Source organism: Kitasatospora sp. NBC_01246 (genome assembly GCF_036226505.1).
Classification (GTDB): Bacteria; Actinomycetota; Actinomycetes; order Streptomycetales; family Streptomycetaceae; genus Kitasatospora.
In genome coordinates this window covers 1,681,293-1,693,363 of record NZ_CP108484.1, presented here as the reverse complement: position 1 = coordinate 1,693,363, position 12,071 = coordinate 1,681,293, and the positions used below count along the sequence as shown (strand labels likewise).

Below are 12,071 nucleotides of genomic sequence, written 5' to 3'. Positions count from 1 at the left end.
CCGACAGGGACGGCATGCGGAGCCGAGGAGCTGTGGTGGGCACGAGCACGAGTGGAAACGGGGCTCAGAGCGGGGTGGCGAGCATTCAGCTGCCCTCGGTGGCTTGGGAGATGGACGAGGAGGCCGGTGGAGCGGGGGCACCCGACCCGGCAGCCGCGGCCGTACCGCCGGCCGCCGTGCTGCCCGTGGCTCCGCCGCCGGTCGTGCCGGAGTACGGGCAGGTCGCCGCCGTGTCGACCGGCCCGGTCGCGGCCGCGGAGCCCCCGCTGCCGCCGACCCCCGTCGTGCCCGGACCGGTGCTCGCGCCGGTGCCCGACCCTGAGCCGGGGCCGGAGCCGGGGCCGACCGCCCTCGCGCCGGTCGCGCGCCCGGACCGCTTCGGCCGGGCCCGGCTGAAGCGGCCGGTGATGGTCGCCGCCGCCACCGCCGGTGTGGTGCTGATGGGCCTGCCGTTCCTGATCACCGATGGGAGTCGGACCGGGAGGGACGGGACGGCCGACAACGTCGGCCTGAGCCAGGCGGACCTGCCCCTTCCCGAGGGGCCGGAGTTCGGCGATCCCGCACCGATCGACGCACCCACCGATCCGAACGCCTCCGGCGCCCCGGCCGCGCCCACCGATCCGACCCTCCCCCCGGACCCGGCCGCGGGCGCCCCGACCACGCCCGGGGCGGACGGCGCCCCCGGGGGCGTGCCCGGTACCACCCCGGGCAACGGGGCCGCGCCGAACACCGCGCCGCCCCCCGGCACCAACCTGCTCTCCCGGCCCGCCCCCGGTGCCAAGCCGCCGACGACGGGCGGCAGCGGCGGTACCGGTGGCGGCGGCGCTACCGGCAGCACGGGCAGCGGCGGTACCGGTGGTACGGGCGGTACGGGCGGCAGCACCGGTGGCAGCGGGGGCACCGGCGGGAGCACCGGGAGCACCGGGGGTACCGGTGGGAGCGGCGGTACCGCACCGCAGCCGCCGGTCCCCCAGCAGCCCAAGCCGCAGCCGCCGGTGCCCCAGCCGCCCGTCCCGCCGAAGCCCGTCGCGCCCACCTTCACCGCCGTCGCCGGCACCGGCTGCGGCAACTCCGGCACCGGCTACGCCCAGTACGGCCAGTGGACGAACGGCAGCACCGGCTGGACGGTCAACTCGGCCGGGGGGTACTCCGGGTCGGGTTGCAACGGCAAGTACGACTCGGTGCCGATGAGCGGCGACGGCAAGGACAAGGGCAACTCGGTGGTGTGGACCTTCACCACCGCCCCGGTCACCACCGGCAGCTGCAAGATCTCCGTCTACGTCCCGAACAGCAGCGACCGCAAGATGGTGGGTGGCAAGCCCACCGTCTACACCGTGCAGAACAGCTCGATGCCCGGCAGCGGCACCGTCGGCGAGTTCAAGGTCGACCAGACCGCGGCCCGGGGCACGTGGGCCAGCGCCGGTACCTTCCCGCTGACCGGCGGCCGGATCGCGGTGATGCTCCACGACCGGGGCATCGACTGGGGCGGCGATGCCGACAAGGCCCACCACGCGGCCGGCGCCGTCCGTGCCGACTGCACCGGCTGACGGGCGTTCGGATCATCACCGCACCCGCCCGTCCCGGTACCGGACCGGCCGGCCTCGGCGCCGTCCGGGGCGGCCCGAGGGAGCCTCAGAGCCGGCCGACAGGCGCCGCCCCGGCCGGCGGGGGCCGCAGTGAGCGTTCGATCGCGGCGGGCACGCCGCTCGGGGAGCCGGCCTGATGTCGGTGCAGCCGGTACAGTCCGACGGCCGCCTTCAGGTGCTCGGTCGCCTCCTCCTCGCGGCCCTGGGTCCGCAGGAAGGCGGCGTAGCACTCCTCCGAGACGGCCTGCAGGTGCAGGAAACCGGCCTGCTCGCAGGTGACCAGGAGCCGGGCCCAGGCCAGTTCGGAGGCCTCGGCGAGGCCGAGGGCCTGCAGGGCGTGCGCCTCGGTCAGCATCGACCAGGCGTGGATCGTCGCGGCCGGGTGGTCGGGCAGCAGGGCCCTGGTCTCGCGGGCCCGGCGCAGCGCGCCGTCGTGGTCGCCCGCCATCAGGGCGGCCGACGCGGCGTAGCCGAGGGCGTAGGAGGTCCGCTGCGCGGAGCCGGACTCCTCGGCGAGGGCCACCGCGGCCGCCGCCAGTGCGGTGGCCCGGACCGGGTCCCCGAGCAGGGCGGTGCCGAGCGACGCGGTGGCCAGGGCGCGGATGTGCGCGAAGCCGTCCGCGGGCGTGGTGTCGGCGACGGCCCGCCGGGCCGCCTCGGCCCCCTCCTCACGGCGTTCCAGCCCCAGCAGCGCGTTCGCCGAGGCACCCCGCAGCAGCGCGGTGGCGACCCGGTCGCCGCACTGTTCGGCGGCGCGCTCGCCCGCCCGCAGGCAGCTCAGCCAGTCGGCCAGCCGGCTGGAGCCGTAGTACAGCGCGCTCGACGACATGGCCAGGCGCCAGGCCCGTTCGGGGTCGACCGCGCCGGCGGTGTCGACCAGCGCGCGGATCGTCGACTGCTCCGCGCGGAACCAGTCGAGCGCGGCGCGGGTGTCGCTCGCGGCGGGCAGCGCGGCGGGCGGGTGGGCGCGTTCGCCGTAGCCGTCCTGCCCGGGTTCGAGGTGTTCGCCGCAGTGCTGGACGGCGGTGACGTAGTAGTCCAGCAGCCGTTCGACGGCGAGCCGGCGGAGCTCGGGGGGCTGTTCGGCGAGGAGTTCGACGCTGAACAGCCGGATCAGGTCGTGGCGGCTGTACCGGCCCGGCGCGCTCTCGCCGAGCAGGTGGTGGGCGGCCAGTTCGCCCAGCGCGTCGCGGGCGGTGGCCGGGTCGGTACCCAGCAGCGCGGCGGTGGCGGCGGTGTCCACCTCCCGGCCGGGGTGCGCGGCCAGCAGGGTGAGCAGGGTGGCGGCCCGGTCGGAGAGGTGGCGGTGGGTGAGCATCAGGGTGGTGCGGATGCTGACCGCGCCGTCGGTCTCCAGGGCGAGCAGCCGGGTCCGCTCGTCGGAGAGCTCGGCGACCAGGTCGGTGATCGTCCAGTCCGGTCGGGCGGCCAGCCGGGAGCTCGCGATCCGCAGGGCGAGCGGCAGGTGGTCGCAGAGTTCGATCAGTCGCTCGGCGGCGGCGGCCTCGGCGAGGACCCGCTCGGGGGCCAGGCTCCGTTCGAGCAGCCGCAGCGCGTCGCCCCCGGGCAGCGCCTCCAGCCGCAGGATGGCGGCGCCCTCGGTGACCACCAGGTCCTCCAGGGAGGTGCGGCTGGTGACCACGGCGGCGCAGTCGGGCCCGGCCGGCAGCAGGTCGGCGACGTGGGCGGCGCTGTGCGCGTTGTCCAGCAGGACGAGCAGGCGGAGGTCGCCGGTCCGGGCGCGGTAGAGGCCGGCGCGGCTCGCCCGGTCCTCGGGGATGGCCGCCTCCGGGACGCCCAGGGCCAGCAGGAACTGGCCGAGGACCTCGGCCGGGTCGGCCGGTCCGGCCGGATCGAAGCCGCGCAGGTCGACGAAGAGCTGGCCGTCCGGGAAGCCGGCGGCCGTCCGGTGCGCCCAGCGGATGACGGTGGCGCTCTTCCCGACACCGGCCGGGCCGACCACCACGGCCAGTCCGTCACCGGTGCGGTCCGGACCGCACTCGCGGTCGAGCCAGTGCGACTCGGGGCCGCGCCCGACGAAGCCGATGGGCCGGCGGGGGAGCTGGCGGGGCTTCGAGGGCTCGACCGGGGAGGGTGCGGCCGCGGGGGCCGGACCGGCCACGGGTGGGGCGGGGACCACCGGCGGGTCGGCGGCCGCGGGCGGCTCAGGGGCCACCGGCGGTCGCGTGCTCGCAGGGGCGCGCGGCGCCGCCGGCCCGGGGCCGGGCACCGTCCCGGCGGCCGGCTCCTCGGCCAGCACCCGGGCCAGTGCGGCCTGCAGCTCCGCGCCGGGCACCATGCCCAGCTCGCGGGAGAGCAGCTCCCGGGCCTGGTGGTAGACCGCCAGCGCGTCGGCGGGCCGCCCGGCCTGGTGGAGGCAGCGGACCAGCAGGGCCACCACCTCCTCGCGCAGCCCGTCGGCCCGCACCCGCTGTTCCAGGGCCTCCACGGCGGCGGCGCCGGATCCCTGGCGCAGCCGCAGCCGGGCCCAGCCGATCAGCGCCCTCGTCCCGGCCTCCTCCAGCCGGCCGGCCAGGGCCTGTCGCAGTTCGGTGTCGGGCAGGTCGGCCAGGGCGGCGCCGGTCCACAGGCCCATGGCCCGTTCCAGCAGCCCGATCGCCTCGGCGTCCGCGCCGCGGTCGGCCCGGTCGGCGTGCTCCCCGGCGCGGGCGGACAGCGCTTCGAAGCGCAGCGCGTCGACCTGCTCGGCCGGGCCGGTGAGCAGATAGCCGGGCGCCCGGGTGGACAGCTCGAAGGGGGTGGCGGCGAGGACCTTGCGCAGCGCGGCGACGTGCCCCTGCAGGGCCGCCCTGGCCCGGGCCGGTGGATCCTCGCCCCAGAGCAGCTCGAAGAAGCGCTCCACCGCGACGACCCGTCCGAGCCGCAGGGCCAGCAGGGCCAGGACGGCGCGCCGTTGCGGTCCGGGTAGCGCGACGTACCCCTCGGACCCGGTTCGCAGCTCCACGGGGCCGAGCAGTCGGATGCCCACGCGGTCGCCCACAGTCGCCCCCCACGGCGGTCCAGCCTGATATCGGGCTGCAGTGTATCCGTGCCGTTTGTCCGGGTTGGCATTTCGTCCGCGCCGTGGACGCCGGAGCGGGGTGCCGGCTCCTGCCCTTTCGGGCACACCGTGGTCCGTGATTGGGCATTTCCCGGTCGGATCCGTCAATATGCCGATCACTGACATATGACGAGGAGGCCGTATGCGGATCGACCTGCTCGGTGCCGTGACCGTCCGCTACGACTGCAGCACGGCGGCCACGCCCTCGGCGCCGAAGCGCCGTGCGCTGCTCGCCGCGCTGGCCGTGGAACTCGACCGGGTGGTGCCCACCGACCGGCTGATCGAGCTGGTCTGGGACGGGAACCCGCCCGCGACCGCGCGCGCCGCGCTGCAGGGGCACGTCGCCGGACTGCGCCGGCTGCTGGACGGTGGACTGGAGCTGGCCACCCGGGGCGCCGGTTACGTCCTGAGCGGGGATCCGGAGCAGGTGGACGCCCTGCGCTTCGAACGCCTCTGCGACCGGGCCGGGGTGCTGCTCCCCGGCCGGCCGGACCCCGCCGCCGCCCCGGCGGACCGCGCCACCGGGGCGGACGACCCGGTGCTGCCACTGCTGCGGGCGGCGCTGGACCTCTGGCGCGGTCCGGCCCTGACCGACTGCGGCTCCGCCCTGCTGCGCGAGCAGGCCGCCCCCCGGCTGACCGACCTGCGGCTGCGCGCCCTGGACCGGCTGGCCGAGGGGCTCTGCCGGCTGGACCGCGGCGCCGAACTGGTCGCCGAGCTGTTCGAGACCGCCGCGTCCCACCCCACCCACCAGCGGCTGGCCGTCCGGCTGATCGACTGCCTGGACCAGGCCGGGCGCCGGGCCGAGGCGCGGGCCTGGTACGAGCGGGTCACGGCGCAGCTGCCGACGGCGCCGGGGCCCGAACTGCGGCTGGCCGGCGAGCGCGTCGCGGGCCGGCCGGCCGTCCTCACCACGCCCCGCGCCGAGCACCGGCCGCCCGTCGCCACGGCCCGCCCGCCGCACCTCGTCCCCTCACAACTGCCCCGCGCCAACCGGCGGTTCGTCGGCCGGGCGGCCGAGCTCGACCGCCTGGACGCGGCCGTCGCCGCCGGCCGGGAGGCCGGCCCCGTCCTGGTCACCGGACCGGCCGGGGTCGGGAAGAGCAGCCTGGTCCAGAGCTGGGCCCACCGGGCCGCCGACCGCTTTCCCGACGGCCGGCTCCACGCCGATCTGCGCGGCTTCGACGAGAGCGGCCCCCGCGACCCGGCCGAGGTGCTGGCCGGTTTCCTGACCGCCCTGGGCGTCACCGGGAGCGCGCTGCCCGCCTCGCTCGACGGCCGCGCCCGCCGCTTCCGCGAGCTGGTGACGGGCCGCCGGCTGCTGATCGTGCTGGACAACGCGCGCTCCTACGAGCAACTCGCCCCGCTGCTGCCCGATCCGCCGCCCGAGGCCGGACCCGAGACCGGCCGGGCCTGGGTCGGACCCGTCACCGTCATCACCAGCCGCAGCCGGCTGCGGGACCTGCTGGTGCACGAGGGCGCCACCCCGTTCCCGCTCGACGCCCTGACCCCGGCCGAGTCCCAGGAGCTGCTGGCCCGGGCGCTGGACCCGGCCCGGGTGACCGCCGAGCCGCTCGCCGCCGCCGAACTCGCCGAACGGTGCGACCACCTGCCGCTCGCCCTGCGCCTCGCCGCGGCCCGGCTGGGCGCCCGCCCGGACTGGGCCCTGGAGGACCTGGTGGCGGAGTTCGCCGAGGAGCCGTCGGGGCTCGCCGACCCGGCCCGCGCCGACCTCGGTCCGCCCGGCTTCGGCGCGGCCCTCGACCTGACCTGCCGCACCCTGGCGCCGGCCGCGGCGCGCCTGTTCGCCCTGCTCGGCCTGCACCCCGGCGCGGTCATCGAGCCGCTCGCCGCCGCCGCCCTCGCCGAGGTGCCGCCGGCCGCGGCCCGCGGCCTGCTGGTCCAGCTCGACGCCGTCCACCTGGTGGAGGAGGGCGCGCCCGGCCTGTTCGCCCGGCGCGAGCTGGTCCGCCGGCACGGCGCCCGGCTGGCCGCCGAACTCCCGGCCGACCAGCGCGCGGCGGCCCTGGACCGGCTGATCGAGCACTACCTGAACGCCACCGCCGCCCGGGTCGGCCGGCCGGGCGACGGTCCGCCGTCCGCCGTCGGCCCGTCCGCTGTCGCTCCGTCGGTCGTGGGCCCGTCCGCCGGGGACCGCCCCCTGCCGCCGAGCGCCCGCCGGGCCGCCGACTGGTTCGACCGCGAGGAGCCCGCCGTCCGCGGCCTGGTGCTGCGCGCCGAACGGCACGGCCGGTTCGCCGAGGCCTGGCGGCTCGCCCACCGGGCCGGCGCCCTCTACGCCGGGTCCGGGCACCGCCGCGCCGGGTGGTGGACCACCGTCGAGTCCGGTCTGCGGGCCGCCCGCGCCTGCGCCGATCCGGCCGCCGTGGCCCGGCTGACCACCGACCTCGCCGCGGTCCTGGTCGACCGGCGGGACGTCAGGGCCGCCCTCGACCACCTGGACCGGGCGCTCACCTCCGCCGACCAGGTCGGCGACCCGGTCGAACGCCACCACTGCCGGGTCCGGATCGCGGCCGGCCTGGCCGGCGCCGGGAGGCCGGACCGCGCCCTGCCGCTGATGGCGGACATCGTGGCCCGCGCCCGCTCGCTGGCCGACGACCGGCTGCTCGCCCGGGCGCTCGACGACCTGGCCGGAGCCCAGGTGGCCGGCGGCGCCCTCGAAGCGGCTCTCGCCCACGCCGACGAGGCCGTGCGCATCCTCGCCGCCCACCCGGACGCGGCCGAGACCGTCCGGGCCACTCACACCCGGGCCGAGGCCCTCCACGCGCTCGGCCGCCACGGCGACGCCCTGACCACGGCCCGGCTGGCCCTCGTGCTCGGCCGCACCCAGGCCGATCCGGGTGTCGAGGCCCGCTCGCACACGCTGATGGCCACGGTCCTGCGGGCGCTCGGCCGTACGGCCGAGGCCGCGGCGGAGGAGCGCCGGGCCGCCGCCACCGCTGCCCGCTGACGGCGGGTCCGTCTCGGGCGGATTCAGGTGGTCTCGGTCGCATGAGGCCTGCCGGCCCGCGCCGGCGGCCGCGGTCCGGGGTGGGCCGGGCCGTGCGGCCGGGGAGGCGCCGCCGCCGAGGGCGGTGTCGGGGGGCCTCGTGTGCGGGCGGACCCGTCTCGGTCGCATGAGGACCGTTCGCCTGCGCCGGTGGTCACGCTCCTGCGCGCGTCGGGCCGTGCGGTCGGGAGCCGCCACCGCTGACCGCCGAGTGCCCGCCCGTGCGGACGGCGGGCGGTTCTGGGCACCTTCGTGTGCGGGGATGGGCAGAACCACAGGCGGAAGTAGCGGCGGAGCCACCGCCCCGCAGGTGGCGGCGCATCGTGTTCCGCCCATCCCGTTCCCGAGCGGGCGGACCGGCGGCCCGGCTCCGGCCGGGGCGCCACCGGGCGGCCGGGCGTGGGCCGATCCGGTGCAAGATCACGACTTTGACCAGTGCATACTGTCTGACCTGACGTGTTCGGTGAAGAGGCCGACACCGTGAGTGACAGGGGTGGCGATGGGTGCGACAGGCAACCCCGCAGGCAGCCCGCAGGGCATAGCGACAGGCAGTTCCGCCGCGGCGGAGGAGTTCTGCCTGTTGCTGGCACGCTTCCGGGTGCTGGCCGGTCTGACGCAGGCCGAGCTGGCCCGGGCGGCCGGGATCAGCCTGCGCGCGCTCGGCGACATGGAGCGCGGCCGCACCCGGGGACCGCAGCAGCGCACGGTGCAGGCCCTGGCCGTCGCGCTGCGTCTCGACCCGGACCGGACCGCCGCGCTCGACCGGGCCGCCCGCGACGGGCGTCCCCGGCGCACCCCCACCCGCGCGAGGGCCCCGCGCCCGGCCCCCGGGACCGCCGCGCCCGCCGCCCCCGAGACGCCCGCCGCCGTGGACGCCCCCGCGCCCGCGCCCGCGCCCGAGACCGCCCCCGCGACCGCGCCCGAGACCGCGACCGTGCCCGCGACCGCGACCGCGGCCGATCCCGGGAGCGACAGCCCGGCCGAGGCGGTGTTCTCCGCACTCGCGCTGCCCCGGGACATCGCCGACTTCACCGCCCGGGAGGACGCCCTGGCCCGGCTGCACCGGCTGGTCCGGGACGCCGATCCGGCACACCCCCGGATCGTGCTCGCCTACGGTCAGCCCGGCCTGGGCAAGACCGCCTTCGCCCTGCACGCCGCCCACACCCTGGCCCCGCAGTTCCCCGACGGCCAGCTCTCCCTCGACCTGCGCGGGATGGCTCCGACGCCGCTCGCACCGCGCGACGCCCTCGGCCAGATCCTCCGCGCCCTCGGCGTCGCCGACCGCTCGGTGCCCGCCGACACCGAGGAGCGCGCCAGCCTGTTCCGCACCCTGGTCCGGGAGCGGCGCCTCGTCCTGATCCTGGACAACGCCGCCGACGAGGCACAGGTCCGCCTGCTCCTGCCGGGCTCCGGCCCGGCCCTGACGATCATCACCAGCCGGCACGTGCTGCCCGGCCTGGAATCGGTGCACCGCCTGCCGCTGGACGTCCTCGCCCCCGGCGAGTCGGCCGCCCTGCTGGCCCGGATCGCCGGCCCCGAGCGGCTCGCGGCCGAACCCGACGCCGCCGCCGAACTCGCCCGGCTCTGCGGCCACCTGCCGCTCGCCCTGCGGATCGCCGGACAGCGGCTGGTGGCCCGCCCGCAGCAGCCCGTCAGCCACCTGGTCCGCCAACTCGCCGCCGAGGAGTACCGGTTGGACGTGCTGGAGGCCGGTGACCTGCGAGTGCGCGCGGCCTTCGCGCTCTCCTACCGCAAGCTCCCCGCCGCCACCGCGCTGGTCCTGCGCCGCTGCTCGCTGTCCGCGGGAAAGGACTTCACCGCCGCCACCGTCGCCGCCTACGCGGGCCTTCCCGTCCAGCAGACCGACCGCCGGCTGGAGGAACTCGCCGACGCCGGACTGCTGCAGCCCGCCGCGGCCCCCGAGCGCTACCGCCTGCACGACCTGGTCCGCCTCTACGCGGGCGAGCGGCTCGCCGCCGACGACGGCCCGCAGGCCCTGGAGGCCGCCCGCGAGCAGGCCGGCGACCGGTTGCTGCGCCGGGCCGCCGCCGCCGGTCTGCGGTTCGACGTGGAGGGCGCCGAGCACGCCGGTGCCGAATCGGCCGACCCGGATCCGGCCACCGCCCCGGTCACCCTCGCCGACGCCCGGCGCTGGCTGGAGGAGGAGCACCCCGAGTGGCTGGCCGCCCTGCAGCACGCGAACGCCACCGGCCGGCACCGGCAGGTGGTGGACACCGCCGAGGCCATGCACTGGTTCTCCGACAGCCTGCTGCACTGGGACGTCTGGGCCGAGGTCTTCCGGCTCTCGGCGGACTCCGCCCGCGCCGTCGGCGACCGGCTCGCCGAGGCCGTCCACCTGAACTACCTGGCCTGGTCCCACATCACCTGCCTGCACCGCTACCGGTCGGGGCTCGCGGTCGCCTCGGAGGCCCTGGACCTGGCCCGCCGGATCGGCGACGCCCAGCAGGAGGCCTGGGCCCTCGCCTACTGCGCCACCGCCCTGCGCCGGCTGCACCGGCCGGAGGAGGCGATGGACTCCTACCGCCAGGCCGCCGAGGTGTTCACCTCGCTGGAGGGCCGGTCCGCCGAGGTGGGGCGGATCGTGGCGCTGCGCTGCGTCGGCTCCTGCCTGCGGGAGTCCGGCCGGCCCCGGGAGGCGCTGGAGAGCCACCGGCTGCTCGTCGCCGAGATCCTCGGGTGGCTGGACGGCACCTCCTCGCACATCGTCCACCTGTTGGCCGGGTTCGCCGCCCACGAGGTCGGCCTCGACCACTCCGCACTGCTGGAGTGGTCCGAGGCGGAGGCCGCCTACCGCCAGGCCCTCGGCCACTTCGAGGGGGCCGGGCAGCCCGACAGCATGACCCAGACCCTCACCGAGCTGGGCACCGCCCTGATCGAGCTGGACCGTGCGGACGAGGCCCGCGAGCTGCTGACCACGGCACTGACCGACCTCACCGCCGAGGGCGCCCGTGGGAACCACCGGCGCACCGGCTGACGCGGCGCCGCTCCGCCCCGGCCGTGCCGGTCGGCCCGGGGCGCCCACCGCCCGCCGGTGATCGGCCACCGGTGAACCGCGCGGCCGGTGAACCGTGTGGCCGGTGAACCGTGTGGCCGGTGAACCGCGCGGCCGGGTCCGGCCGTGGGTAGGGAATGGAAGCAGCCGCGGGCCCCGGCCGATCGGGTGCTTCCGTCGACGGGGCGTGACATCGGCCGCCCCGCGGTCGCGGTACGGGGAGCGGCGGACGCCCCTCCCGCCGCCAACGCCCTGGCGTGAGGTTCGTTGGCGCAGCGTTGGTCCGGTCTTGGCCGTGGCTGGAAATGTGTCCCAGCAAGGGGGGAGGGACAGCCGCACCGGCTCGTCCCGACATATCGACCAACCGTTGCGAGGGACTCAACCGCCGTGGCCATCGACGCTACCGTTCACGCCGAGGACACCCATCGGGCAGCCGGGGAGGCCGGGGAGGCCGGGGGCGCCCCGGACGCTCCCGTCAGCCGTGCGGACCGGCCCACCCTCGACCAGCAGACCCTGGCCGAGCTGTACCGCCTGCACGGCGGCTACCTGCTGCGCGCGATGCTGCGCGTCACCAGCGGCGACCGGGGCAAGGCCGAGGACATCGTGCAGGAGACCCTACTGCGCGCCTGGCAGAACCCGGCCGCCATCCGCCGGGGCCCCGAGTACAGCCGTCCGTGGCTGTTCACGGTGGCCCGCCGGATCGCCATCGACCACTTCCGGATGCAGGCCGCCCGCGCCCAGGAGGTCGCCGACGACGCTCCCGAGGAGCACGCCGGCACCCACGACCCCTACGACGAGGTGCTCGCCGCCCAGGACATGGCGATCGCGCTCGCCGAGCTGCAGCCGCACCACCGCGACGTCCTGGTCGAGCTGCACATGCACGGCCGCTCGATGGCCGAGGCCGCCGCCGTCCTCGGCGTCCCGGTCGGCACCGTCAAGTCCCGCAGCTTCTACGCGGTCCGCGCGCTGCGCCCGATCCTCGAAGCCCGCGGCATGGTCGCCGCGGGGTAGCCGCCCCGGTCCGCACTCAGGTGCGGACCACGCGGTCGCAGTACGGGCACACCTGGCCGCTCCACTTCGGCGGGTACCACGGCGCGTCGGGGTCGGGCGCCCGGTACGGGTCGCGGCGCATCCGGTCGGTTCCCATGCCGCAGAGGGTCAGTTCCTCGGGCCGACCGGCCGGCGCCGGGGCGGCCCGGGCCGCGTGGACGGCGCGCACGACCTCGACGTAGTCGGTGCCGCCGCTCGCTGTCGAGGTGCGGACGAGTTCGGGTTCGAGGAGTACCAGGATGCTCACCACCTCACTCTGGTCGTCGGGGCCGGGGGGCGCACCTCGGCGGCGGGGGTGAGGGTGCGGAACCGGCCGTCGGGCGGTGAGGGCGGCGGCCCGGGCGCCGTCCA

The 12,071-nt window shown here is 77.5% G+C and carries 6 protein-coding genes; 4 read left to right on the top strand and 2 right to left on the bottom strand.

Annotated elements, in window-relative coordinates; genetic code table 11:
- Positions 1 to 74 precede the first annotated feature (74 nt).
- Positions 75 to 1,547 (top strand): hypothetical protein, encoded by a 1,473-nt coding sequence (locus OG618_RS07275; protein WP_329486427.1) that lies wholly within the window; start codon positions 75 to 77, stop codon positions 1,545 to 1,547.
- 85 nt (positions 1,548 to 1,632) lie between these two features.
- On the opposite strand, the gene OG618_RS07270 is transcribed toward OG618_RS07275, so the two are convergent.
- Positions 1,633 to 4,551 (bottom strand): AfsR/SARP family transcriptional regulator, encoded by a 2,919-nt coding sequence (locus OG618_RS07270; protein WP_329486425.1) that lies wholly within the window; start codon positions 4,549 to 4,551, stop codon positions 1,633 to 1,635.
- A 238-nt stretch (positions 4,552 to 4,789) separates the two neighbouring features.
- Here OG618_RS07270 and OG618_RS07265 point away from each other — a divergent pair, with 238 nt between their 5' ends.
- The 3 genes from OG618_RS07265 (at position 4,790) to OG618_RS07255 (ending at position 11,681) form a co-directional block, all read left to right on the top strand.
- Positions 4,790 to 7,618 carry an AfsR/SARP family transcriptional regulator gene (locus tag OG618_RS07265; protein ID WP_329486424.1) on the top strand — a complete coding sequence of 943 codons (2,829 nt, stop codon included), beginning with the start codon at positions 4,790 to 4,792 and terminating at the stop codon, positions 7,616 to 7,618.
- A 619-nt stretch (positions 7,619 to 8,237) separates the two neighbouring features.
- Positions 8,238 to 10,652, top strand: coding sequence for an ATP-binding protein (locus tag OG618_RS07260; RefSeq protein WP_329486423.1), 2,415 nt, complete (start codon positions 8,238 to 8,240; stop codon positions 10,650 to 10,652).
- 405 nt (positions 10,653 to 11,057) lie between these two features.
- A complete protein-coding gene (locus tag OG618_RS07255; protein ID WP_329486422.1) occupies positions 11,058 to 11,681 on the top strand; it encodes a sigma-70 family RNA polymerase sigma factor in 624 nt (207 codons plus the stop codon).
- A gap of 16 nt (positions 11,682 to 11,697) precedes the next feature.
- On the opposite strand, the gene OG618_RS07250 is transcribed toward OG618_RS07255, so the two are convergent.
- Positions 11,698 to 11,967 (bottom strand): hypothetical protein, encoded by a 270-nt coding sequence (locus tag OG618_RS07250; RefSeq protein WP_329486420.1) that lies wholly within the window; start codon positions 11,965 to 11,967, stop codon positions 11,698 to 11,700.
- Between the last annotated feature and the right edge of the window lie 104 nt (positions 11,968 to 12,071).

What these genes read in the sequence shown, in the direction of transcription:
- OG618_RS07265 (WP_329486424.1), top strand. Translation starts at nt 4,790, where the DNA reads ATGCGGATCGACCTGCTCGGTGCCGTGACCGTCCGCTACGACTGCAGC.